The following is a 25,374-nucleotide window of genomic DNA, read 5'->3' on the forward strand; positions in this document are numbered from 1 at the left end:
ATTGAACTTGGTTCGATAACCCTTTTAAGTTTTTGAGATTAGGCGAATCGTTTCGCCTTAAGGTCAAATATTAGGTGACAGGCAAGATTCTCATACAGTTGGTTGACCCTGCTACATCCATAATGTCGCCTTGAGTGACGATCACTAGGTCACCAAACTTAAGGTGTCCTTTCTCTTTCAAGCAAGTGAGTGTAGATAGTGCAATGTCAAAGCTGTCTTCGGCTTCTGTCTCGAAGTAGATTGGTGTCACACCTCGGTATAAGGTACAGCGATTAAGCGTTCCTTCGTTACGAGACAGCGCGTAGATCGGCATGTCGGCACTCAGGCGAGACATCATCAGTGCGGTGCGGCCTGACTCGGTGAGAGTGACAACGCCTTTAATGCCTTCCATATGGTTTGCAGAGTAGATGGTCGCCATCGAAACGGTTTCTTCGGCAGTAACAAAGGTGCGGTCAATACGGTAATTGGATTGGTTATTAATGCCTGCCATTTTTTCCGCACCAATACAGACTTCAGCCATCGATTTTACGGTCTCGACTGGGTAGTCACCAGCTGCAGTTTCACCAGACAGCATCACAGCATCGGTGCCATCGAGTACGGCGTTGGCAACATCCATAACTTCGGCACGGGTTGGCATTGGCGCAGAAATCATTGATTCCATCATCTGAGTTGCGGTGATGACAGTTCGGTTAAGCGCTCTGGCACGGCGTATAAGCTGTTTTTGTACTCCGACTAACTCAGGGTCGCCAATTTCCACTCCGAGGTCACCACGAGCCACCATGACCACATCTGAGGCCATTATGATGTCATCCATGTTCTCAACTGTAGCTACTGTCTCTGCTCGCTCCACTTTTGCGACGAGGTGAGCTTCTAAGCCGGCTTCTCGTGCAAGCTGACGAGCATAGTGCATGTCTTCACCATTACGAGGGAAAGACACCGCTAGGTAATCCACTTTGATTTGTGCGGCGGTGACGATGTCGCGCTTGTCTTTTTCTGTTAGCGCTTCTGCGGAAAGGCCACCCCCTTTTTTGTTGATGCCTTTGTTATTTGAGAGTGGGCCGCCAATGATGACTTCGGTATGAACGCGACAGCCTTCCACTTTGGTTACTTTGAGTTGAACACGACCATCGTCAAGCAACAGTATATCGCCGGCGGATACGTCGTTAGGCAGTTCTTTGTAATCAAGGCCAACGGCTTCTTGATTGCCTTCACCTAAACCTAGGCTGCTATCGAGAGTGAACAGGTCGCCTACGGCAAGTTGGATTTTGCCATCTTTGAATGTCGACACACGAATCTTGGGACCTTGTAAGTCTCCGAGAATGGCGATTTGAGTACCGTGTCTTTTTGCTATTGCTCTGACTTTTTCTGCGCGTTGTATATGGTCGTCGCTGGTGCCGTGAGAGAAGTTCATACGAACAATATTGGCACCGGCTTTGATGATCTCTTCAAGCACGTTACCTTTATCAGTAGAAGGGCCTAGCGTTGTGACGATTTTCGTTTTTCTTAATTCGGCTGTCATGAATACTCCTAGAGTGAGGCCAAGTAATCTTTTAAAAGACTGAATTAAGTATATGCATTAATTGATAATTTATTGGGAGCTAGGAGGATATTTCTTGATTTGCCTTTAATTATTGAATTCAGGGCTCAAATGCGATGTTTTATTCTGAAAATTAAGTCGCAAATTATCGATGTGGGTGTTAATTTTCCTCGAACTATTTGACTCGATACACAAAGATTCATGTATATACGTGATACTGGTCACGGCGATATACCAAGTGACTTCACAATTACTTCGCAAAGTAAAAAAATTACCTCGTTGATGATTTCTGGAGCGTAAAATGTACATGGCTCAACCGGGCCATATTGATCATATCAAACAGGTCAATGCTGGTCGTGTATATAAACTAATTGACCTTAAAGGTCCTATTTCTCGTATCGATCTGTCCAAGCAAAGTGAGTTGGCTCCGGCGAGTATTACTAAAATTACCCGTGAACTCATTGAAGCTCACCTTATTCACGAAACGACGGTTCAAGAAGCCACGACTCGTGGGCGTCCTGCTGTCGGTCTGCAAACCAATAACGAAGGTTGGCAATTTTTGTCGATGCGTCTTGGTCGCGGATACTTGACGATCGCGCTCCATGAATTGGGCGGCGACGTGCTTATCGATACCAAGATTGATATCCATGAACGTGATCAAGACGATGTGCTTGCGCGTCTTCTCCATGAAATCGATGAGTTCTTCCAAACCTATGCCGAGCAACTCGACAGGGTGACGAGTATCGCTATCACACTGCCAGGTCTGGTGAATTCAGAGCAAGGTATTGTGTTGCAGATGCCGCACTATAACGTTGAAAACTTAGCGTTGGGGCCGGAGATCTACAAAGAAACCGGTTTGCCAGTTTTTATTGCCAATGATACCCGAGCGTGGGCATTAGCAGAAAAGCTGTTTGGTAACTCACAAGACAACGACAACTCTGTTCTTATCTCGATTCACCACGGTTTAGGTGCCGGGATCATTCTTGATGGTCGCGTTCTGCAAGGACGTCACGGTAACATCGGTGAGTTGGGGCATATCCAGATCGACAAGGAAGGCAAGCTTTGCCACTGTGGTAATCGAGGCTGTTTAGAAACGGTGGCGAGTTCTCAGGCAATCCGTGAGCAAGTCAAAGAGCGATTGGTAAATGGTGAAGAATCAACGCTAACGGTGTTTGAAGACGTCACTATTGAACAGATCTGTGCTGCCGCTGCTAATGGGGATCCGCTGGCTGTCGAAGTGATTGAACAGTTAGGCCGTTATCTAGGTTCTGCGATTGCGATTGTGATTAACCTGTTCAACCCAGAGAAAATCTTGGTGGGTGGTGTTATCAATCAGGCGAAGAGCGTGTTATACCCGGCGATTCAAAAGTGTATCGAAGAGCAGAGTCTATCGGTTTACCATAAAGACTTAGAGCTGGTGGAATCTCGTTTTTATAAGCAGGCAACCATGCCAGGTGCTGCGCTCATCAAGCAGGCCTTATACGATGGCCAACTGTTAATGAAAGTTATTGAAGGTTAACCCCTTTTTCTCGTCTTGTAGCCTTACCTTGAACCTTTCCATGTACTTAAGCTTTGTATAACATCATTTGTTGTACTTAGTTTAAGCATTCTGTGCATTGGCGCTTTGCTTTAACCTATTGAAGTAGGCTATTGTAGCCACAGTTATTATTTGTCACTAAGGTGTTGTATGTCTGGCGTTTTAAATTCGGTTGATCAGAGAACCAAACTGGTCGGTGAAAACCGTCTGGAACTCTTGTTATTCAGCTTAAATAGTCGTCAACTATTTGCGATTAACGTATTTAAAGTGAAAGAAGTCCTCAAAGTGCCAGTACTCACTCGCTTACCGGGCTCTCATCATCATATTACGGGTGTTGCGTCTTTACGTGGTGAATCGGTGCCTGTTATCGATTTACGCAGTGCCATTGGCTTTCCGCCATCTCGTGCGGAGTCTCAAGAGAGCAACCTGATTATTACGGAATACAACCGAACCGTACAAGGTTTCTTGGTTGGGCAAGTTCGTAATATCGTGAACACGACATGGACAGAAATCCAGCCGCCGCCAAAGACAACAGGCCGTGCAAACTACCTAACCGCTATTACGCATATTCAAGAAGAAGAGCAGCACAAGATCGTCGAGATCATCGATGTTGAGAAAGTGTTGGCTGAGATCATTGATTACGATGTCTCGATCTCTGAAGGCGTTTTAGATGAACAATTAGCTCAGGAGATGATAGGACGTAACGTGCTTATCGTTGATGACTCTTCAACAGCGCGTAACCAAATTAAAGGCACCTTGTCGCAGTTGGGTTTGAACATTATTGAGTGTTGTGATGGCTTAGAAGCACTGACCTTACTTAAGGGCTGGTGTGATGAAGGCAAAGACATCAATCAAGAAATATTGTTGATGATCACCGATGCTGAAATGCCTGAAATGGACGGTTATAAACTGACACATGAAGTACGTACTGACCTAAGAATGCATGACCTATTCATAACGCTAAACACTTCATTAAGTGGAAGTTTTAATGAAGCTATGGTTGAGAAAGTAGGGTGTAACCGCTTTATTTCTAAGTTCCAGCCAGACCTCTTGGTTGAAGTGACTCAAGAGCGAATGCGTCAGATTTTATAATTAATGCTGCTGTACGGTTTGTTTTGAGTGACCTTATAGAAAACGCTTGCTAATATTCACGCAGCATATTTTTCTTAACGAAATATGCTCAACTACTAGCGTAATTTTTCACACACAATCTAAGGTAGTTCCTCTTAATGATATGGTTAACGTCTAAAGTCGTCATGACTTTGAGCTTATTACTGTATAGGGAATTTAAGAAAAGACGTACGGAAGCTGAAGTTGAGTCATAACTCAACAACTGGAATTGAAGGGAAGCGGATGCTTCCCTTTTTCGTTTTTCTTTCTCTCTTTTCTTTAGCCAATGATCGATTGAGAACAGTTGGTACTTCGCTAATGAAAATCCCGAGATTTGGTTTTCAAGCCAACAATTTCATCGGTAATATCGATAAGTTTTCCCGCGATAACATGCACGACTTCACCTTCTTTTTCTAATATCCCTTGTACTTTTAACGCCTTGGCTGTGAGATAAGCTTGCTGTTGAGCGCGTGCGGTTGCTCCCCATACCACGACATTAATATTGCCAGTGCTATCTTCCAGCGTAACAAAGGTGACACCTGCCGCGGTGCCGGGAGATTGTTTACCTGTGACTAATCCGACAACGGTGACCATAGATTTGTGTCTTTGCTGTATTAAATCTTTCATGTGTGTGAATCGACCCAATCGTCCTGCTTCTTCGAGCAAAGTGATGGGGTGCTTGTTCAATGAAATTCCGACACTGGTGAAGTCTTCGAGTAGATCTTGCATCTCGTTGGGCTTGTGCAGTACATGTTCGTCATGCCCTGCCTCAGCATCGTCATAGGCTTGGCTAAACAGAGGTAAATCCGACGCCGAGTCCATGATCGCCCAGCGAGTCTGGAAGCGGTCACCAGAAACGTTATGTAGCGCATTGGCCGATGCCAGTAGCTCGATATCTTTCTTATTCATCGATAACTGTTTGACCTGACTAGGGTGGCGATAACCGGATTGTGGGCGATTGGCGAGCACGCTTTGAATTCCATGCTCGCTGAATCCTTTGATTTGTCGCAGTCCTAAGCGAATCGCTAGACCATTCTGATGAGAGACAACCGTGTGGTCGTTTTGAGAAGCGTTCACACATATCGGAAGTATCACCACATTGTGTCGTTGTGCGTCTTGTACCAACTGTGAAGGGCTATAAAACCCCATCGGTTGGCTAGTCAACAGAGAAGCGTAGAAGCACTCTGGGTAGTAGCATTTCAACCAAGCGGAGCAATACGCTAACACCGCAAACGAAGCGGAGTGGCTTTCAGGAAAACCGTACTCGCCAAAGCCGCATATCTGTTTAAAGATCTGCTCAGCAAACTCTGTCTCATAGCCGCGCTTTTGCATTCCTTCGATGAGTTTGTTTTTAAACTTAAAGACGTTGCCATTTTTCTTCCAAGCGGCCATTGCCCGTCTGAGTTGATCTGCTTCTCCGCCTGTGAACCCTGCAGCGACCATCGCGAGTTTGATCACTTGCTCTTGGAATATCGGTACACCTAAGGTGCGCGACAGTACTGATTCCACGTCTTTAGATGGATAACTGATTAGCTCAATGCCATCTCGACGCTTGAGAAACGGATGCACCATATCACCCTGAATAGGACCTGGGCGTACGATAGCGATTTGAATCACCAAGTCGTAATAAGTCTTCGGTTTAAGCCTTGGCAGCATGCTCATTTGTGCGCGTGACTCAATTTGGAATATCCCGACTGTGTCTGCTCGCTGAATCATGCCGTAAACCTGAGGATCGTCCTTAAGGCGAGTGATCTCAGCAATGGTCAGTGATCGCCCGTGAATACGTTTGATCAGGTCGAAACATTTACGAATCGCAGAGAGCATACCCAACGCGAGCACATCAACTTTCAGCAAGCCTAAGGTTTCTAGATCATCCTTATCCCATTGGATAATGGTTCGATCGTGCATCGCTGCATTTTCGACGGGAACCAGCTCATACAAAGGCCCTGAGGATATGACAAAGCCACCGACATGTTGAGATAAGTGACGTGGGAAGCCGATAATCTCATTAACCAAGTGGATAAACTGCTGCCCCTTCAAAGAATCAGGTTGTAGCCCTAATTGAGTGAGCTGAGCCTGCCAACCTAAGCTTTTGTCCCTGCGATTGGTGTTCTTGATGAAGTAGTCGAGCTGAGTTTCTTGTAGCCCTAATGCTTTCCCCACATCTCTCACCGCACTTTTGAAGCGATAAGAGATGACTGTTGCAGCAAGTGCAGCCCGTTCTCTACCGTATTTTTTATAGATGTATTGGATGACTTCTTCACGACGTTCGTGTTCAAAATCGACATCAATATCAGGCGGCTCATCGCGCTCTTTACTGATGAAACGCTCAAACAGCACCGAGATCTGTCTTGGGTCGACAGAGGTGATTTCTAAGCAGTAACAGACCACGGAATTGGCCGCTGAACCTCGACCTTGGTAAAGAATGCCTTGGCTTTTGGCAAACATCACGATGTCGTGAATGGTGAGAAAAAAGAAAGGGTAGTCAAGCTCGTCAATTAATCCCAATTCTTTATCTATGATTTGTTGGATGTCGTCAGGTACACCTTGTGGGAAGCGAGTTCGTTTTCCCTTTTCGACCAACATGCGCAGATAACTCATGGGTGTCTCACTTTGAGGAATCAGTTCACTGGGATATTCGTATCGTAAGCTATCTAAATCAAATTCACACAACTCAGCGATGCGGTTGCTCTCTTCTAGCCACTCCGCTTTGAAGATATGAGAGAGCTTATTGATACTCCGTAAACAACGTTCTGCATTAGCGAGTAAGTGACTGCCCACTTCGGTAATGGGTTTTTGATATTTAATCGCAGTGAGTGAGTGCTGCAAGGGTAAGCGATTCGCATTGTGCATCAACACACCACCACAAGCTGTAATCGGCAGTTGGTGATGTTGTGACAGCTCAACGCAGTAATCTGTGTACTGCTGGTCGGTTTGCTTTAGGTGTCTTTGTAAGCCGATCCACAACCGACCTGAATGATGCTGGGAGAGCCATTGCCCCCAGTGTGCGTCTTCATTTTTCTGTTGAGGAAGCCAAAGAATAAAGCAGTGCTTAGCCGACATGATATCCCACTCAGAGAGCTGATAATGTCCCTTGCTGCTACGACGTCTCGCGTTGGTAATAATACGGCACAGCTCGGCGTAGGCTTGTCTGTTTGGGCATATCAAGACCACTTGGCACTCTTCATTTAGCCAAAACATGCTCCCGACAATTTGCTTGAGTGACAGTTTATGTTGCTTGATTGCAGAGTGAACCTTAACGATGCCCGCGACTGAGCACTCATCAGTAACCGCGAGTGCTTTGTAACGTAAGAAGTCGGCCTGTAAAACAAGCTCTTCCGCATGCGAAGCTCCCTCTAGAAAGGAGTAATTACTTTGACAGAAAAGCTCTGAGTATTGCTGAGACATAATGTGATCTCACTTAACCATTGCGAGTGAACATGATTGAAAAGGGACGCTGAAATTGAATAAGTAGAACGGAGGAGCTAACAAAGTTTCTTGCTGACTTACGTTCTTACCGACTAGCTAAATAAGCCGTGCAAAAACCACTGTTTATCTGGCGTTTTAAATATCCAGAGCCACCGACCGTTTTCGCTGTGAGCAATAAAGTAGTCACGAATGACCTTCTCTCCGTCCCACCAGCCAGACACAATGCGCTCTGGGCCTTGAGATAAGGTGACGCTTTCGGTTAAGGCTTCGGGCTCTGGCAGTAAAATACTGGGCCTGAGCCGCTGTTGAACGACGCTGAGAGCTGTGGTTTGTTGCTCGCTCCTTGAGGGCGCTTGCCTTTTTGTCACAGACTTACTCAGTGTTGGGAGCGAATACTGATTGGCCTTTTCTGGCCTTGGGTCGTGCTGTATTTTTGGTGTTTGAATACAGGCTTGTCCAAGCTTTGCTTGCAGTAGTGAGAGCAAATCTAACGCGGCAAGTGTTCCGGTATTACCATCAAAAAGATCATGGTAGGCCATTTGGGGTTCTCCATGACGAACCAAGCTGAGGGTCAGTCCTTGAACCGGTGCGGTGAGCTTGAGTGACTCTAAGGTGAGATGAGTAAGGTTCGCCCATTTTTCAGCAAGGTAATCACCTTGTGCCGAATAAAAAGAGACAGGGTGATCGTCTTTATCTCTTAGGTGTAAAGTCAGAGTTAACTCGAAAGCCACTCGATCGCGTAGCTTCAAAAAACATTCGAGTTGATTCAGTAATTTCAGCAACGGCTTTTCGATAAATAGGATGTTTTCAATATCAAACAATAGCTCCAAATATTGCTGGAAATTCTCTGGTGGATGATAGAAATCAATCGGGTGCTTGAACTGGCCGTTAAGGCGACCGACATAATTCACCAAGTCGATATCAAAGCGGCGTGCGACCTCTTGCAAAGGCAGCTTCAATAACTCTTCAATGATATTAATGCCGACACGATTTAAGCGTTCAACTTGTTTAGGCGGCAGTTCGCTAGAACTTAGAGCTTGCTGATTAACCCAAGTCTTCATCTGCTCAATATTGTTTGTTGCTTGGTTGATCGCTTGCTTACCCAAAAGGATCGCAGAAAGCGGTGAATAACCCGTCGCAAAGTTGAACTGAATATTGAGCGTTTCTAAATGGCTTTTGAGTTCATGCCAATAGTTATCTAGCCCGTCGTAAAGTGACAGCATGTTAGAGGCTTTAATCAACAAACCATTAGGTGGCAATAACGCCATATCAGAAGTGACCAGATACGCCCATTGAGCTATCTCTTTCAGCTTACTTTTCTCCAGCTCAATACTGTAAGGGTGGACGTGTAAGTTATGGCAAAGCGCTGCCGCAGACCCTAGACCCATCTCCAGTGTAATGCCTGAGTCCAGTGCTGCTTGATTAGCCTGCAGCACACGATGATCTTTTTCATCCACGATGATAATAGGTTGTTCGCGTGAGTCTTCGCTCGAACCCAATTCATTAGAGTTAAATAAGGTATCCAACTGCAGAGATGGAAAGTGCAGATAAAGCCACAGCATGCGCTAACCTTGTTTCGCAATAGGAAAGGCCAATACAGTATTACCTGATAGACCGTGGTGTGAACTATCGATGTTGATGACTTTCTCTGTCAGTAACGGCCAATTTGGGGTCATGTCGAGAATAAAGCTGCCATACGACCAACTGCCTTTTCTCTTCGTCACTTCAACCTTTAACCCCTGCGCGTGAGAAGAGAGTTTCATGCTTAAAGAAACGGGTAGGGATAATTGATTATGGCTGGTGGCTTTAAAGTGAAATTGCAGGCACTTGCCCGTTTCGCTTGCTGCTTGTAGGCGTTTGGTTTGGTGAATTTCGAGATCGGTTCCCCATAACAATACAGAATGGCAAGCACCACTTTTGAGGCACTGCTCAGCTGCCCACAACGCATCGAGATCGCGTTGAGGCTGGATAACGAGAATGTTTTCTAATTCAATGCCTTGGCTGTTAAAAAACTCAGCACAGATCTTCCCTGGCGGGTTAATGAATATGGCCAGTTTTTGCGAGTTTTGTTGAGATAAATAGGGCGTCAGTAGGCGAAGCTCGCCGATCCCTTGTTGTGATTCAACTTCAATAACGCCGTGCGTCGGGAAGCCGCCATCAAGCTGTTTATCCAGTTGAGGATAGCCTGTTGAAGTGGTGCTTCCTTGCGTTGTTGATTGTAACCCTTTCCAGATTAGCTGGCGGTCTTGTAAGTTTTTTATTAGTTCATGCATAATTAAATACCTGTATATTTATACAGTATATTTAACAATGAAAAAGATGCAAAGCAAAATGACGAAAATTAGTAGAAGTAAGTGTTAGATGCTTGATTTAGATACAAAAAAAGCCGCTATTAAAGCGACTTTTTACGATTGGTTATAATATCAACTACTTAGGTTGAGCGTCGATACATTGGCCATTAATATCTGTCACACTTGGGTTCATTAAGTGTAAGTACAGTGGGATGATATCCAGTGGCGTTTTTAGCTTGTTTGCATCTTCACCTGGGTATGCTTTTGCGCGCATTCGAGTTTGAGTGCCGCCCGGATTGATCGCATTAACACGGATGTTGGTGTCTTCAAGCTCATCCGCTAGGATTTGCATCATACCTTCGGTAGCAAACTTAGAGATCGCGTAAGTGCCCCAGAATGCACGGCCAGAGTGGCCAACGGTAGAAGAGGTAAATACGATACGACCTGCTTCCGCTTTCTTAAGAGCAGGCAGAAGTGCTTGAGTCATCAAGAATTCAGACTTCACATTGATCTGCATAACATCATCAAAAGTCTCTTCATCAATCTGCTCAAACGGGCTCAGAGTACCGAGAACGCCAGCGTTATGAAGTAGACCGTCTAAACGACCGAACTGTGACTCAATGGTTTCAGCCATATCAATGTAGTTCTGCTTTGTCGCGCCTTTTAGATCCAGTGGGATGATCGCAGGCTGTGGGTAACCAGCGCTTTCGATTTCATCGTAAATGAATTCAAGGTTTTTAACATTGCGGCCTAACAGAATGACAGTTGCACCATGTTGAGCGAAGCTTAGTGCTGCTTGGCGACCAATGCCAGCACCGGCACCTGTAACCAAAATTACTTTATCTTTGAGGGCATCTGTAGAGATTGGGTAATCCACTGTGCTTATCCTTCTTTCTTTTATTATGTTCGTCATTCCATTGATGTTTAATCACACAGATAACCGCAGGAATGATGAGAAATTCTTGGTAATCGTGACAAGATGGTTACAATACACTAATTCATACAATAGGGGATATGACATTGGAATTTTTGTTGGACTACGGCTTGTTTTTAGCCAAGATTGCGACCGTTGTAATCGCCATCATCGCAATTTTAGTGATTGCTAAATCTGTGGGTGGGAAATCAAGCGCGATTAAAGGTGAGCTGGAAATCACGAACCTATCTGAACATCATAAACAGACGATTGAACAACTAGAGCACCATCTACACGATGATGCTTTCATCAAAGCCCGTGATAAAGCAGAAAAGAAAGCGGAAAAAGAGAAAGTAAAATCACGCGGTAAAGAAGTGAAGAAAGCAGCGAAAGAGGGTGAGCTTGATAGTAAGCGTGAACCACATCTATTCGTTCTTGATTTTAACGGCAGCATTGATGCGAAAGAAGTGGCTTCATTACGTGAAGAGGTAACGGCGGTTCTGGCTGTGGCTCGTGAAGGTGATGAAGTATTGCTGAAACTTGAGTCTGGCGGTGGCATGGTTCACGGCTATGGTTTAGCGTCTTCTCAACTTGATCGTATCAAAGCGGCAGGTTTGCCTCTGACTATCTCGGTAGACAAAGTGGCGGCAAGCGGCGGTTACATGATGGCATGTATCGCAGACAAAATTGTATCTGCACCGTTTGCTATTGTTGGCTCTATTGGTGTTATCGCTCAACTGCCAAACTTCAACAAACTACTTAAAAAGCACGATATTGAGTTCGAGCAGCTAACGGCGGGTGAGTACAAACGCACGCTTACTATGTTTGGTGAGAACAGCGATAAAGCACGTGAGAAGTTTAAAGAAGAGCTAGAAGAGACACATGGCCTATTCAAAGACTTCATCCGTGACCATCGTCCTGCGTTAGATCTTGAAAAAGTAGCAACGGGTGAACACTGGTTTGGTACACAAGCACATGAACTTGGACTGGTGGATGAGATCAGCACTTCTGATGACTTAGTCGTAGCGGCATGTAAGGACAAAACGGTTCTAGCGATCCACTACGTACAGAAGAAAAAGCTTTCAGACAAACTAGCGGGCGTGGCAGGTAAATCTGCAGACAGCGTGTTGATGAAGCTGATTGAACGCGGTCAAAAGCCGATTGTTTAAGCTTATTGAGTTCTAGTTCTAGTTCTAGTTCTAGGCTTGGTGCCTTACGTTCATTTACAGACGTTTGAGCCTTAAAAAGAAAGCGCATAAGTCATCAGACTTATGCGTTTTTTTATTGCTCCACTTCCGAGCGGGTGACCACTATGTTGTAGGGGGAGCGGAGTTTTATACCAAACACTGACTTACTGTGATTGATATTAAATCTTGGCTCCATAATCATTACGTTTTGGACAAGTAGTCAGAATCTCTCTATGACCCGTATCTTTGAGCTCTTCCAAAATCACATCAAAGCCCCACAAGCGATAGAGATGCTTCATCACTTCGTCGTAGCCTTTATCAAGCGGGATGCGGTCGTGAGGCACATATTGCAGTGTCATTGAGCGGTCACCACGAACATCGACATTAAACACCTGAATGTTTGGTTCAAGGTTACTTAGGTTGTATTGCGCCGCAAGCTTCTCACGAATCAGGCGATAGCCCGGATCATCATGAATAGCACTCACCTCAATGGTATTTTTACGGTCGTCGTCGAGTACAGAGAACAGCTTAAAGTCTCGAATGATTTTTGGAGAAAGGTATTGGCTGATGAAACTTTCATCTTTGAAGTTGTGCATCGCAAAGTGCACCGCTTCTAACCAATCACTTCCGGCTAACTCAGGGAACCACTCTCTATCTTCATCGGTTGGCTCTTCACAGATGCGTCGGATGTCTCTAAACATCGCAAAGCCAAGCGCATAAGGGTTTATCCCGCTGAAATAAGGACTGTTGTAGGCAGGTTGTGCGACGACACTGGTATGGCTGTGTAGGAATTCTAAGATGAACTTATCACTCACCAAGCCTTCGTCGTAAAGGTGGTTAAGAATGGTGTAATGCCAGAAGGTTGCCCAGCCTTCGTTCATCACTTGAGTTTGTTTTTGAGGGTAGAAGTATTGGCTCACTTTGCGAACGATGCGAACACACTCTCGTTGCCAAGGTTCAAGCAGTGGTGCGTTCTTCTCGATAAAGTAGAGAATGTTTTCTTGAGGCTCGCTAGGAAAGCGGATCTTGGTCTCTTCTTCCTTACTTTTATTTTGAGGAACGGTTCGCCATAGCTCATTCACTTGAGATTGCAGATAAGCTTCGCGTTCTTCTTGTCTTGCTGTCTCTTCTGCAATGGAAATCTTCTCAGGGCGTTTGTATCGGTCTACGCCGTAATTCATCAGTGCGTGACAAGAATCAAGGAGCTGCTCGACTTCAGCAACACCATATTTCTCTTCACAACCACTGATGTACTTCTTAGCAAACAACAAGTAATCGATGATGGAACTGGCATCAGTCCATGTTTGGAACAGGTAGTTGCCTTTAAAGAAAGAGTTGTGGCCATAACAAGCGTGAGCCATTACCAGCGCCTGCATTGTGACCGTGTTCTCTTCCATCAGGTAAGCGATACAAGGATCGGAGTTGATTACGATTTCGTATGCCAAGCCCATTTGGCCATGCTTGTAGTTTTGCTCGGTTTGAATGAATTTCTTACCAAAAGACCAGTGGTTGTAATTGATAGGCATACCAATGCTCGAGTAGGCATCCATCATCTGTTCTGAAGTAATCACTTCAATCTGGTTTGGGTAAGTATCTAAACGGTAATGCTGCGCAACACGTTTGATTTCTACGTGGTATTTCTCCAAGAGGTTGAACGTCCAATCTGGACCATCAGGCAGCATCTTGTCGTTTTTCTTTTTTGCAGCTTTGTTTTTCTCTGCAACGTTTGATTTCGCTGTCATGGCAAACTCCCTTACGCTGTCTCTTTCTGGAACAGTTCTCTAAACACAGGAAAAATATCATCCACCGTTTTAATGTTTTTCATGGCGAAGTTGTCAAAGCTTGCTTCTAACTTCTCATACTCGTGCCAAAGCGTTTGGTGAGAGCGGCGTGTAATTTCGATATAAGAGTAATACTGACAAGTTGGCAGAAGCGTGTTGACCAACAGCTCTTTACAACGAGGCGAGTCGTCAGCCCAGTTATCACCATCAGATGCTTGTGCCGCATAGATATTCCACTCATTAGCTGGGTAACGGTCTGCGACAATTTCTTTCATTAATTTCAGTGCGCTAGAAACGATGGTGCCGCCCGTCTCTTGTGAGTAGAAGAACTCATGTTCGTCGACTTCTTTCGCTTGAGTATGGTGACGAATAAACACCACATCGACGTTTTCGTAGGTGCGATTTAAGAACAGATACAGAAGAACATAAAAGCGCTTCGCAATATCTTTTGTGGCCTGATCCATAGAGCCCGATACATCCATTAGACAGAACATCACGGCTTGGCTAGATGGAATAGGGCGCTTCTCGTAGTTTTTAAAACGTAAGTCGAAGGTGTCAATGAACGGCACGCTTTCAATCTTTTTACGTAACTCGGCAATCTCTTCTTTGAGGCGACCTTCCTCAAAAGGTTGTGCCGGCTCCGTCATTTTAACTTGGTCAAGCTGTTCCATCAGTAGGTTAAGCTCGCGCTTTTTACCTGCTGTCATCGCGGTTCTACGAGCTAGAGATTGCTGCAGTGAACGAACAATAGCGATGTTGGATGGAATCCCCGCACTCTGATAACCAGAGCGGTGGGTTTTCCATTCGGTGATTTTGTTGACCTGATTTTTCTCTAGATTAGGTAGAGCTAAATCTTCAAAGAGAATATCAAGATACTCATCTTTTGAAATTTGGAAGGTAAATTCATCTTGGCCTTCGCCATCAGGGCTTGCGTCGCCTTGGCCTGAGCCACCACCTTGACCACCACCTTTAGGGCGTTCGATTTTATCGCCAGTGATGAACTGATCATTACCTGGGTGAACGCGCTCTCTTACGCCGCCTTGACCTTGGTGAAAGTTCGGCTCTTTGATGTCTTTATGGGGAATAGTGACGTCTTCACCTGTTTCTGTATTGGTGATTGAGCGTCGGTTAACTGCATCGGCAACAGATTCTTTGATTTGCTCTTTATGGCGTCGTAAGAAACGCTGTCTATTCACAGCACTCTTATTTTTGCCATTGAGCCTCCGATCGATAAATTGTGCCATAAGAACTCCCTCTCAGCTGATGTCGCGATCCTACTTTTTATTCGGGTATAAGAGTTATTGATTTACTAAGGTATAAAAGTTATTGGTTTATACGAGCTGCTCAGTTGAGCAGCTCAATACCGTTTAGTTATGAGGATTTACGAACTCTTAGGTACCACTCAGATAGCAGTCTCACTTGCTTCTCGGTGTAGCCTTTTTCCATCATACGAGCAACGAAGTCGTCATGTTTTTTCTGATCATCCGTTGAGGTCTTAGCATTGAACGAAATAACAGGAAGTAGCTCTTCTGTGTTAGAGAACATTTTCTTCTCAATCACAGTGCGCAGTTTCTCGTAGCTCGTCCACACTGGGTTTTGACCGTTATTGTTGGCTTTGGCACGAAGCACAAAGTTCACAATCTCATTTCGGAAGTCTTTAGGGTTACTGATACCGGCTGTCTTCTCGATTTTCTCTAGTTCACCATTCAGAGAAGCACGGTCAAATAGTTGGCCTGTTTCTGGGTCGCGGTACTCTTGGTCTTGAATCCAGAAATCTGCGTAGGTGACATAGCGGTCGAAGATATTCTGACCGTACTCAGAGTAAGACTCTAGATAAGCGGTTTGAATTTCTTTACCGATGAACTCTACGTAGCGTGGCACTAGGTATCCTTTCAAGAACTCTAGGTACTTCTCGGCGGTCTCTTGAGGGAACTGCTCCCGTTCGATTTGCTGCTCAATAACGTAGAACAGGTGCACTGGGTTCGCGGCCACTTCGGCTTGGTCGAAGTTAAACACACGAGACAGGATCTTAAAGGCGAAACGCGTTGATAGCCCAGACATGCCTTCGTCAACGCCAGCATAATCTCGGTACTCTTGGTAGCTCTTCGCTTTTGGATCGGTGTCTTTTAGAGTCTCACCATCGTAAACACGCATCTTAGAGAATAGAGATGAGTTTTCAGGCTCTTTTAGTCTCGAAAGAATGCTGAATTGCGATAGCAGATCGAGTGTGCTTGGTGAGCAAGGCGCTTGGGATAGCTCACTGTGCTCAAGCAGTTTCTTGTAGATCTTAACTTCTTCAGACACACGCAGACAGTAAGGGACTTTTACAATGTACACACGGTCGAGGAATGCTTCGTTGTTTTTGTTGTTACGGAAGGTCTGCCACTCAGATTCGTTCGAGTGAGCGAGAATCATACCGTCAAATGGCAGTGCAGAAAGCCCTTCGGTACCGTTGAAGTTACCTTCTTGTGTTGCCGTAAGTAGAGGGTGTAATACTTTGATTGGCGCTTTGAACATCTCCACGAATTCCATCACACCTTGGTTGGCTTTACAAAGCGCACCAGAGTAGCTGTAGGCATCAGGATCATCTTGAGAGAAGTGTTCAAGTTTACGAATATCAACTTTACCAACCAGAGACGAGATATCTTGGTTGTTTTCATCACCTGGCTCCGTTTTCGCGATCGCAACTTGATCGAGAATAGAAGGGCGCAGTTTGATGACTTTGAATTTGGAAATATCACCGCCAAAATCGTGCAGACGTTTTGCTGCCCACGGAGACATAATTGAGCGAAGATAGCGTTTCTCAATGCCATATTCATTCTTCAATAAGTCGCCGTCTTCGTTAACGTCGAATAGACAGAATGGGTGATCGTTTACTGGGCTTCGTTCACCGTCAGCAGACAATACATAGATTGGTAGTTTCTGCATCAGGGCTTTGAGTTTTTCAGCGAGAGAAGATTTACCACCGCCCACAGGGCCAAGTAGGTAAAGGATTTGTTTACGTTCTTCTAAACCTTGCGCAGCATGTTTTAAGTAAGAAACAATCTGTTCAATCGCATCTTCCATGCCGTAGAAATCTTTAAATTCGCTGTAGCGTGAGATGACACGGTTCGAGAAAATACGACTTAGGTGGGGGTCTTGAGCGGTGTCTATAACCTCCGGTTCGCCGATGGCCAGTAGTAAGCGCTCAGCAGCGTTAGCGTAAGCACTTTTATCGTCTTTACACAGCCCTAAGAACTCTTGCAATGTGAGCTCTTCTTCCTTGGCTGCTTCATAACGTGATTGATAGTGGTCAAAAATACTCATAGTCACATTCCCCTTGTTAACCAGTCAAAACTGATGAGCGATTGAAAAATAGGCTCTCCCTACATTTTAAGGTTAGACCCGCTTGCACAATTTTGCTTAACAATTATGTATTTATTTACAATTTTGCGTGTGAAAAACCTAGCGAGCGCAATAGGCAACTTGAGGCGTGTAGAATCCAATTATTTTACATTCGAGGGGATCTAGCCGTTTGTTTTGTGATTTTAGGTCGCTTAATAATACTCACACTGGATTTATGTGTATTAGATGTATAACTGAGCTCTATTGATTTATTGGAATGAAGTACCATATAATGCGCAGCGTTATCAAAAATTGCTCAATAAATAGGTAGATGTAGTGAAGAATTATGGGTTAAAAATAGTGGCTATCTGCATGTTACGCCAAATGTTCGAGTAACTGGTGGCGTTCGTTATACCAACCTTGAAGGTGATATAGAGAATAGCCCAATACTTGAAAGTGGTATCAACATGGCCGCGAACGTTGGTGTTGCTTACGTTTTCTAGTTGCTTTGGTTTTTCTCTTTGTGTGCGAACATTAAAAAAGGGTTACTCATGATGAGTAACCCTTTTTCTTGAAACTTTTTAAAAGTTATCGCTGATCTATTAACGAATTAAGCGCTAAAGATTTGAGATAGCTCTGTCGCACATAGGTGGTACTGACGAGGGCAGTTGCGCCATGTTGTTAGCATGCGACGGTACTTCTCTAGCATTGGCATCTGGCTATTGAAGTGGTGATCGGCTTTGTCGAATTGAGGGTAAAGACCTTCAGAATCAACAAGGAAACGCACGTAGTGTACGATCTGCGCTTCAGAAGCGATATCAAAACCTAAGAACTGCAGGCGACGTTGGTCTACTTCAGCACGCTCTTGTTCTGCAAGCATTTTGTTCGACTCTTGCATTGCATGGTACATCTCCATGATGTCGATAATTTCGCGACATTCTGCTTCAGTCAAACAACCAAACTCTTTGTTAAGTTCACGCATTTGGAGTTCGTAACCACGTTCTACAATCGTTTGTAGACGCTGGTATTTCGCCGAGTTCTCAGGGTTCATTTGAGACATTAGGTAGTATTGATTTGATAGAATTAGACGCTGAGCATTGGTCATTTCCATGGGATGAGCCTCACTAAAAAACTAAATGTTATATTCTTTTGTTGCAGTAAGAGTAACAGCATTCCTACGCGTGGAAACATGATCTCAACACGGATTTAATATGATTTTTTTAATTGATAAACAAAAGTTGTAAAGAAAAGTGAAAGGATAGTTAGCGCTAGAAAAGAAAACGCCCCAATCGAAATTGAGGCGCTTGAAATCACTATGAACGTCAGTCTAGATTAGTATTTTACGTTTGAATGGTACTGGCTAAGAACAGCAACAATCTCGTCCATTTTCTCTTTGCTTGGCGGGTTTGTACCTTCAAGAGGGTAGTCAAAACCAAGTGCTTCCCACTTATGTGCACCAAGCTTATGGTATGGAAGCAGTTCTACTTTCTCGATGTTATCCATGTCTTTGATGAATTCGCCTAGCAGATGAGCATCTTCAGGTGTGTCCGTGTAGCCAGGGACAATCACATAACGAATCCACGTCTTCTTACCGATTTTGTGTAAGTAGCGTGCGAAATCCAGAGTACGTCTGTTTGATACACCAATGAAATCGTGGTGAATCTCATCTCGCATGTGCTTAAGATCCAACATAACTAGATCAGAGGCTTCTAGGACTTCATCAACCACTTCAGTGTGCTTACGAATGTAGCCATTAGTATCAAGACAAGTGTGGATGCCTTCAGCTTGAGCTGCGCGGAAAAAGTCACGAACAAACTCAGGTTGTAGCATCGCTTCACCACCAGAACAGGTGATACCACCGCCCGATGCTTTCATGAAATGACGGTATGATTTTGCTTCGTTGATGATCTCTTCGACCGTTACTTCCTTTCCGTCATGAAGATCCCATGTATCACGGTTATGACAGTACATACAACGCATTAAGCAGCCTTGAAGAAACACAATAAAGCGGATACCAGGGCCATCGACAGTACCACAAGATTCGAATGAGTGAATGCGACCAGTTGTAGACATGAGCTATTCTCGTAGAGGAATTTATACCGTTTATTTTATTACAAAAACGGTACATAAAATAGGGTCAAATGGTAACGAGACCTTTAAAAATAAAGGCAACCACCTGTGAAGATGATTGCCTTTATTAAACTTGAAAAGTAAAGGACGAAAGCCCTTACTGGTGGCTAGAAGAAAGCAAACATTGTGATACCGCCAGTGGTGTACACTGACTCTTTCGCTTCTTCGTAATCCGGTGTTTTTGCGGTTAGCGCTAAAGAGGCACCAACGTATCGGTTATACCAAGCGACACCCAATACAGCAGTTACTTGAATGTTCTCTAAAGTCACATCGTAGATCGCTGGATCTTCGTTGTTTTTATTAGCGTACTCATCAACACCTGAGCGATCGCCTTCGATAGTCAGGTCGTTGAATCGGTAGCGACCTTCGAGGCCTGCATAGGTAAACCAACCAGCGTTTGATGCGCCGATCATGCCCGGTTTGAATGGGTTTTCTGTGGTGATGTTAGCTGCACCAAAGTTACCGCCTAAGTCTGTACCCCAACGAAACATGAAGCCCGTTGAAATGTCACTTCTAAAGTTACCGACGTTGATTTCAGAAACGTTAGAGATTTCGTAGTCAGTATTCGCAAGAGCTTGATTACGCATTAGGTTGAAATGGCTTAGGTAACCAACGCTTCCCGCCCATTCATCATCGACTTGGTATTCCCAACCCATCGGCTCATCCGACTTAGTGATTGAGTGAACCAGCTTTTGAGCATCTTCAGACAGTGCACGTTCGCCCGTAGTACCAAACGTGATATTAAAACGCTGGGCTTGCTGTGGGTTTAAGCTGATGTAATTGAATTCAGTGTGAAGGTAACCTGCGTATGGGCGATCATTAGGCGATGGCGTTTCTAACTCAATGTCAGAAGGCGTATACATCTTGTGGCCAATGGTGATTTCCCACTTGTCTAGAGAGCTTGCGCCCCAGTAGGAAAGACTCAATGGTTTTACCCAGTTATATGGCGTAATACTTGATGATGTGTAACCCAGAAATAAGCCGTTGGTATAGTCTTGGTCGACACCAAAAATACCATCATTATCTAAAGCAAAAGTTAACGTAGAACGCTCAGAGGCTAAAGATGAGAAAGAGAGAAGAATCAGGGGTAAACAACGCAGGTATTTCATGGAGCAGTTACTCTTAAATTATGAACCGCGATATTACCGTAATTTGACAGAATTTGTGGAAAAAAAGTGAATGGCAGGGTGCTTTTTTGCTCAACCTAACATTTCGCGGGATAGGTGAGTGTAGTGCGATTTATTTCAGATATAAAAAAGCCCCGCACATTGGCGAGGCTAATATTATTTACTGTCTATTGAGCGTGAGCTTATAGAGACTCAGTAAATGTACGTGCGATTACGTCAGCTTGTTGCTCTGCAGTTAGAGAGTTAAAGCGAACAGCGTAACCAGATACACGGATTGTTAGCTGAGGGTATTTCTCAGGGTGCTTAACTGCGTCTTCAAGAGTTTCGCGGTTAAGAACGTTAACGTTAAGGTGTTGACCACCTTCAATGCCAGCTTCGTGGTGGAAGTAACCATCCATTAGGCCTGCAAGGTTAGCACGTTGGCTGTCTTGTTCTTTACCTAGTGCGTTTGGCACGATAGAGAACGTGTAAGAGATACCATCTTGTGCGTCAGCAAACGGTAGTTTACCAACAGACGTTAGTGAAGCTACAGCGCCTTTCTCATCACGACCGTGCATTGGGTTTGCACCAGGAGCGAAAGGAGCGCCAGCACGACGACCGTCTGGAGTGTTACCTGTTTTCTTACCGTAAACCACGTTAGACGTGATAGTAAGAACTGACTGTGTAGGGATAGAGTTACGGTAAGTCTTAAGCTTACGGATCTTGTTCATGAACGTAGAAACTAGTTCACAAGCAATATCATCTACACGAGAGTCGTTATTACCGTATTTAGGGTAATCGCCTTCAATTTCGAAGTCAGTTGCAATGCCATCTTCGTCGCGGATTGGTTTAACAGTCGCGAACTTGATTGCAGACAGTGAGTCAGCTGCAACAGATAGACCAGCAATACCACAAGCCATTGTACGACGAACGTCACGGTCATGAAGAGCCATTAGAGACGCTTCGTAGCTGTACTTGTCGTGCATGTAGTGAATGCTGTTTAGTGCAGTCACGTATTGCTTAGCTAGCCAGTCCATGAAGTGATCTAGACGGGCCATTACTTTATCGTAATCAAGAACAGCGTCAGTCATTGGAGCTTCTTTAGGACCAACTTGCATCTTAAGTTTTTCGTCCACACCGCCGTTGATTGCGTAAAGCATTGTTTTCGCAAGGTTAGCACGAGCACCGAAGAACTGCATTTGCTTACCAACGATCATTGGAGATACACAACAAGCGATAGCGTAATCATCAGACTCAAGGTCAGGACGCATTAGGTCATCATTTTCGTACTGGATAGAAGAAGTATCGATAGATACCTTCGCACAGAAACGTTTGAAGCCGTCAGGTAGTTGCTCAGACCAAAGAACAGTGATGTTTGGCTCTGGAGAAGGACCCATAGTGTATAGAGAGTTTAGGAAACGGAAGTTCGAACGCGTTACTAGCGTACGACCGTCGATACCCATACCACCCATAGACTCTGTTGCCCAGATTGGGTCGCCAGAGAATAGCTCATCGTACTCAGGAGTACGTAGGAAACGAACCATACGCAGCTTCATTACGAAGTGGTCGATCATTTCTTGTGCTTGGTCTTCTGTGATTTTGCCAGCAGCGATATCACGCTCGATGTAGATGTCTAGGAAAGTCGAAGTACGACCTAGAGACATTGCAGCACCGTTTTGAGATTTAACAGCAGCTAGGTAGCCGAAGTAAGTCCACTGGATAGCTTCTTGAGCAGTTTGAGCTGGCTCAGAGATATCGAAACCGTATTTCTCAGCCATTTGCTTGATTTGACCTAGAGCACGATGTTGCTCAGAGATCTCTTCACGCAGTTGCATTGTTTCTGCTAGGTTTTCACCGTTTTCGAATTGCTCTTGAAGAGAAGCAAATTGAGCTTGCTTGTCTTTCATTAGGAAATCAATACCGTAAAGTGCAACACGACGGTAGTCACCAATGATACGACCACGGCCGTAAGCATCAGGAAGACCAGTCAGAACACCAGACTTACGACATTTTAGGATATCAGGAGTGTAGATATCGAAAACGCCAGCATTGTGTGTTTTGCGGTATTCTGAGTAGATTTTTGAAACCATTGGGTCAAGAGTTTCACCGTATGCTTTACAAGAACCTTCAACCATACGCACACCACCGTTAGGGATGATTGCACGTTTTAGTGGCTTCTCAGTTTGTAGACCAACGATAGTCTCAAGATCTTTCTCAATGTAACCTGCATCGTGAGCAGTAATGGTAGAGATAACAGAAGTATCGAAATCTACAGGTGCTTTAGTTGCGTTTTCCTGTTTGATACCTTCCATTACCGAAGACCAAAGCTTGTTAGTTGCTTCAGTACCCTCAGAAACTAGGAAAGACTCGTCGCCTTCATACGGCGTGTAGTTCTTTTGAATGAAATCACGAACGTTTACTTCGCTTTGCCACTCACCTGCAGCAAAATCTTCCCAAGCTTTAGCAAATTGCTCTGCCATGACATACCTACCTTTTTAGTAGAAAAAATACGTACATTAACACTGTTGAGCCAGCGCCCCTCGTAAGGGTAGTACACTCTTATTAATAACAATATATATGAGCATATAAGCATCATATGGTTATATATATTGTCACTACCTTTTATATGTTGTCTTTACTCTATGTATTCAAGACTACGCTAAAAAATTTCTGCAAACCTTAAACTAAATCAATAAATGCCAAAAAAAGTTGAAAAAATTTGAGTGGCAGGGGTTGCCACCCAAACTTTTTTTTAATCCTAATACTACTTTTGTGTAGTAAGGACTATTATAGCCAAGCTTTCAGGCCATATTGACTTTCTAGCATACCAACTGCAAGCATTGCCACTAGACAGATAACTAAAACGCCAACAGGGATAACAATCTTATCTACAAATGATAGACGCTTTGCACGCTCTTTATCACCAATTAGACCATTATTATCAAGAAGCATAGTTAGTGCCCATGCTAATACTGGGTTAACAACCGCTGAACCAAAGATACAGATACCAGCCGCTTGAGAATCTTTTGAATCCTTAACCATTTGCATACCTGCTTCAAGTAGAGGTAGAGATACACCTACAAGTAGCGCAACACGCATCACTGGTGGCCATACTGCTACGTCCATCGGGAAACCAAGAATCGCAACAATAATACATAGAGAACCAAGCAAGATTGCGCCGCCAGGGATTGGACGTTTCGCGATTGCTGCTGGGATCATGTAAGTACCCCAAGAAGATGTGATGTTACCACCACCTACTGCAGTACCGACCATTTGACGAACAGAACACATCGTCATTGTGTCATCTACGTCCATCAGAACTTTTTCAGAACGTTTAGGGTAGTTCAGCTCTTGGAAGATACGGTGACCTAGGAAGTCTGGTGACCACATTGCTACTGCAAGAATAGCGAACGGTAGCGAAGCGATGAAGTGCTCAACATTTGGCAAGCCAAGCATCCAACCTTCAGAAGTCGAACCCCACCAGTAAACTGGGTTTAGGTTTGGAATGCCCATTTCAGTTTCGAACACGATATCGAAACCAGCGCCTAATGCTAATGCAATAGCAAGGCCTGTAAACGCACAAACTGGAATAGCTAACCAACGCTTGTTCACTTTTGCTAAGAAAGCGTAGATAGCAATAGTAATAGCAAGAACGATAAGACCCACGTAACCCATGCTACCCGCTTCAACAGTAGAAGATTGAAGACCAACCGCCCATGCTTGAATTGAGTTGATTTGGCTCATGGTACCGGTTAAGCCTAAGAATATGAGCAAGCCACCTGCTGTACCTTCAGAAGTTAGGTTAACAAGTTTAGATCCGCCTTTTAGGAAACTTAGGATGAGACCGAACACACCGATCAGGATGGCCAATGCAAGAGGGTGAGCACCAGCGAGAGCGATGGTACCGATAAGAGGGATCATTGGGCCGTGGTTGCCGGCAAGGTTTGCTTTAGGGTTAAAGAAACCAGAAGCAAGGATACAAAACAGTAGTGCAGGAATAAGCATTTCTACACGAGCGACTTCAATTGCGAAGTCTTTACCTAGGTTTACGTGATCCCAAGCTTGAGTTAGGCCATCAGCCCACGACATCATTACTGCAGAGTACATCGCAATGATACCAATAGTACCAGCAAGTGCAGGAACAAGATCTTCAAGTTCAAAGCGGAAGTCACGACCTGGAAGGTTTAAACCGAAGCGGCGAGGCTTCATGATTTGAAGTTCGTGATCTAGATAATCTGAGCGGCTCTCAAATTCAGAAGCAGGACGGTGTAGCTCTTTATAGCTTTTCTCTTCTACTTCAGAGTTCGCATTATTGACAACGTCTGACATAGATTCCTCATATTTTTTGTTAGTAATTCTAAAATTGAATTCTATAAGTTCGCGTAATTGCGTTATTTCTTAGTTATAACTCATTAACATTATGTTGCACGGTTTTGCTGTGCTTTATGCAGCTAAGTTAAAAGAAATGTTTGGCATTTTTAATGCCTTATTCTTTGCTGAGGAGTCTAACAAGCTTACCCTTTAGGGTGATTGATCTTGATCACTTTATGAGTATATGTGAAAGAAAGCTACAAAACGCAGCGATTCATTAACTTCCCATTGATGAATCGTGTAATTAGTTTTCACAAATTGACGTTTACCTATCTTCTTCGAGCCTTTGTCGTCATGGCTCGAGTTCAATACTCAATTCTTACTGAGTTATTTCACTATTACTTGCTTCCCAACTGTTCCGAGTGAAATGCTTACAATGTAATAACCTTAAAATAATTGTGCTTTAAGGTGAGGGCAGTGTGCTGAATGTGTGCGCTATATTTTGTCGACAGTAATGTTTATAAGTTCACAAAACGTGTTTTTCTTGTGAGACATCCAGCTACGAGAATCTCATTTTGATTAACTTTATTTAAACAATGTAAGGGGTGTAATTGCAGCTTATTGATAGAACTCATTCATTAAATTGAGGCGAAAACGCTACCTTTTGCATAATAAGTCAGAGTGAATCGCTATTTATTCCAATTTATCAGGTTAATAA

General features: G+C 44.2%; 16 protein-coding genes and 1 pseudogene. 4 read left to right on the forward strand and 13 right to left on the reverse strand.

The features are described from left to right. Positions 1 to 70: 70 nt before the first annotated feature. Positions 71 to 1,519, reverse strand: a complete 1,449-nt coding sequence (gene pyk / locus AB6E78_RS06855) for a pyruvate kinase (RefSeq protein ID WP_017062141.1) — start codon at positions 1,517 to 1,519, stop codon at positions 71 to 73. A 319-nt stretch (positions 1,520 to 1,838) separates the two neighbouring features. Between pyk and AB6E78_RS06860 the strand changes: the two genes are divergently transcribed. Together AB6E78_RS06860 and AB6E78_RS06865 are read left to right on the forward strand one after the other, a co-directional pair. Further along, entirely contained in the window at positions 1,839 to 3,056 is a 1,218-nt protein-coding gene (locus AB6E78_RS06860) for an ROK family protein (protein WP_017062140.1), read from the forward strand. 168 nt (positions 3,057 to 3,224) lie between these two features. Then, on the forward strand, positions 3,225 to 4,166 hold the full coding sequence (locus AB6E78_RS06865; protein ID WP_102398089.1) for a chemotaxis protein CheV: 942 nt from the start codon (positions 3,225 to 3,227) through the stop codon (positions 4,164 to 4,166). 333 nt (positions 4,167 to 4,499) lie between these two features. Here AB6E78_RS06865 and AB6E78_RS06870 read toward each other — a convergent pair whose 3' ends face one another. The 4 genes from AB6E78_RS06870 to AB6E78_RS06885 all read right to left on the reverse strand — a co-directional run bounded on the left by AB6E78_RS06870 (position 4,500) and on the right by AB6E78_RS06885 (position 10,781). Beyond that, complete coding sequence (locus tag AB6E78_RS06870) at positions 4,500 to 7,592, reverse strand: error-prone DNA polymerase (RefSeq protein ID WP_372132909.1); 3,093 nt, start codon at positions 7,590 to 7,592, stop codon at positions 4,500 to 4,502. Positions 7,593 to 7,705: 113 nt separating this feature from the next. Then, positions 7,706 to 9,175: a DNA polymerase Y family protein gene (locus AB6E78_RS06875; protein ID WP_372132912.1), complete on the reverse strand. Its 1,470-nt coding sequence runs from the start codon at positions 9,173 to 9,175 to the stop codon at positions 7,706 to 7,708. Positions 9,176 to 9,178: 3 nt separating this feature from the next. Further along, on the reverse strand, positions 9,179 to 9,886 hold the full coding sequence (gene imuA, locus AB6E78_RS06880) for a translesion DNA synthesis-associated protein ImuA (protein ID WP_372122644.1): 708 nt from the start codon (positions 9,884 to 9,886) through the stop codon (positions 9,179 to 9,181). Between the two features lie 154 nt (positions 9,887 to 10,040). Beyond that, positions 10,041 to 10,781, reverse strand: a complete 741-nt coding sequence (locus AB6E78_RS06885) for a YciK family oxidoreductase (RefSeq protein ID WP_017629695.1) — start codon at positions 10,779 to 10,781, stop codon at positions 10,041 to 10,043. A 143-nt stretch (positions 10,782 to 10,924) separates the two neighbouring features. Here AB6E78_RS06885 and sohB point away from each other — a divergent pair, with 143 nt between their 5' ends. Next, a complete protein-coding gene (gene sohB / locus AB6E78_RS06890; RefSeq protein WP_009849001.1) occupies positions 10,925 to 11,986 on the forward strand; it encodes a protease SohB in 1,062 nt (353 codons plus the stop codon). 197 nt (positions 11,987 to 12,183) lie between these two features. Here sohB and AB6E78_RS06895 read toward each other — a convergent pair whose 3' ends face one another. The 3 genes from AB6E78_RS06895 to AB6E78_RS06905 all read right to left on the reverse strand — a co-directional run bounded on the left by AB6E78_RS06895 (position 12,184) and on the right by AB6E78_RS06905 (position 17,091). Continuing rightward, entirely contained in the window at positions 12,184 to 13,746 is a 1,563-nt protein-coding gene (locus AB6E78_RS06895) for a SpoVR family protein (protein WP_017062134.1), read from the reverse strand. 11 nt (positions 13,747 to 13,757) lie between these two features. After that, positions 13,758 to 15,029: a YeaH/YhbH family protein gene (locus AB6E78_RS06900; RefSeq protein ID WP_171732055.1), complete on the reverse strand. Its 1,272-nt coding sequence runs from the start codon at positions 15,027 to 15,029 to the stop codon at positions 13,758 to 13,760. A 127-nt stretch (positions 15,030 to 15,156) separates the two neighbouring features. Then, positions 15,157 to 17,091 (reverse strand): PrkA family serine protein kinase, encoded by a 1,935-nt coding sequence (locus tag AB6E78_RS06905; protein WP_372132915.1) that lies wholly within the window; start codon positions 17,089 to 17,091, stop codon positions 15,157 to 15,159. Between the two features lie 380 nt (positions 17,092 to 17,471). On the opposite strand from AB6E78_RS06905, the pseudogene AB6E78_RS06910 reads away from it, so the two are divergent. After that, a pseudogene (locus AB6E78_RS06910) lies at positions 17,472 to 17,612 on the forward strand (MipA/OmpV family protein); the annotation flags it as partial. 107 nt (positions 17,613 to 17,719) lie between these two features. Here AB6E78_RS06910 and AB6E78_RS06915 read toward each other — a convergent pair. From AB6E78_RS06915 to AB6E78_RS06935, 5 genes are all read right to left on the reverse strand, one after another. Beyond that, a complete protein-coding gene (locus AB6E78_RS06915; RefSeq protein WP_017070032.1) occupies positions 17,720 to 18,220 on the reverse strand; it encodes a YfbU family protein in 501 nt (166 codons plus the stop codon). 221 nt (positions 18,221 to 18,441) lie between these two features. After that, positions 18,442 to 19,182, reverse strand: a complete 741-nt coding sequence (gene pflA / locus AB6E78_RS06920; protein WP_010437353.1) for a pyruvate formate lyase 1-activating protein — start codon at positions 19,180 to 19,182, stop codon at positions 18,442 to 18,444. A gap of 164 nt (positions 19,183 to 19,346) precedes the next feature. Continuing rightward, positions 19,347 to 20,348, reverse strand: a complete 1,002-nt coding sequence (locus AB6E78_RS06925) for a lipid A deacylase LpxR family protein (RefSeq protein ID WP_372132918.1) — start codon at positions 20,346 to 20,348, stop codon at positions 19,347 to 19,349. Positions 20,349 to 20,548: 200 nt separating this feature from the next. Beyond that, positions 20,549 to 22,825: a formate C-acetyltransferase gene (gene pflB / locus AB6E78_RS06930; protein ID WP_372132921.1), complete on the reverse strand. Its 2,277-nt coding sequence runs from the start codon at positions 22,823 to 22,825 to the stop codon at positions 20,549 to 20,551. A gap of 307 nt (positions 22,826 to 23,132) precedes the next feature. After that, the gene (locus AB6E78_RS06935; RefSeq protein ID WP_016767646.1) at positions 23,133 to 24,674 is read right to left on the reverse strand and encodes a DUF3360 family protein; all 1,542 of its coding nucleotides are present in this window, start codon (positions 24,672 to 24,674) and stop codon (positions 23,133 to 23,135) included. Positions 24,675 to 25,374: the final 700 nt, after the last annotated feature.

The organism is Vibrio sp. 10N.247.310.98 (genome assembly GCF_041467395.1).
Lineage (GTDB): Bacteria > Pseudomonadota > Gammaproteobacteria > Enterobacterales > Vibrionaceae > Vibrio > Vibrio crassostreae_C.

Bases quoted from the DNA above. Each gene is read 5' to 3' on its own strand.
- pyk (WP_017062141.1), bottom strand. From the start codon at position 1,519: ATGACAGCCGAATTAAGAAAAACGAAAATCGTCACAACGCTAGGCCCT.
- AB6E78_RS06860 (WP_017062140.1), top strand. From the start codon at position 1,839: ATGTACATGGCTCAACCGGGCCATATTGATCATATCAAACAGGTCAAT.
- AB6E78_RS06865 (WP_102398089.1), top strand. From the start codon at position 3,225: ATGTCTGGCGTTTTAAATTCGGTTGATCAGAGAACCAAACTGGTCGGT.
- AB6E78_RS06870 (WP_372132909.1), bottom strand. From the start codon at position 7,592: ATGTCTCAGCAATACTCAGAGCTTTTCTGTCAAAGTAATTACTCCTTT.
- AB6E78_RS06875 (WP_372132912.1), bottom strand. From the start codon at position 9,175: ATGCTGTGGCTTTATCTGCACTTTCCATCTCTGCAGTTGGATACCTTA.
- imuA (WP_372122644.1), bottom strand. From the start codon at position 9,886: ATGCATGAACTAATAAAAAACTTACAAGACCGCCAGCTAATCTGGAAA.
- AB6E78_RS06895 (WP_017062134.1), bottom strand. From the start codon at position 13,746: ATGACAGCGAAATCAAACGTTGCAGAGAAAAACAAAGCTGCAAAAAAG.
- AB6E78_RS06900 (WP_171732055.1), bottom strand. From the start codon at position 15,029: ATGGCACAATTTATCGATCGGAGGCTCAATGGCAAAAATAAGAGTGCT.
- AB6E78_RS06905 (WP_372132915.1), bottom strand. From the start codon at position 17,091: ATGAGTATTTTTGACCACTATCAATCACGTTATGAAGCAGCCAAGGAA.
- AB6E78_RS06915 (WP_017070032.1), bottom strand. From the start codon at position 18,220: ATGGAAATGACCAATGCTCAGCGTCTAATTCTATCAAATCAATACTAC.
- pflA (WP_010437353.1), bottom strand. From the start codon at position 19,182: ATGTCTACAACTGGTCGCATTCACTCATTCGAATCTTGTGGTACTGTC.
- AB6E78_RS06925 (WP_372132918.1), bottom strand. From the start codon at position 20,348: ATGAAATACCTGCGTTGTTTACCCCTGATTCTTCTCTCTTTCTCATCT.
- pflB (WP_372132921.1), bottom strand. From the start codon at position 22,825: ATGGCAGAGCAATTTGCTAAAGCTTGGGAAGATTTTGCTGCAGGTGAG.
- AB6E78_RS06935 (WP_016767646.1), bottom strand. From the start codon at position 24,674: ATGTCAGACGTTGTCAATAATGCGAACTCTGAAGTAGAAGAGAAAAGC.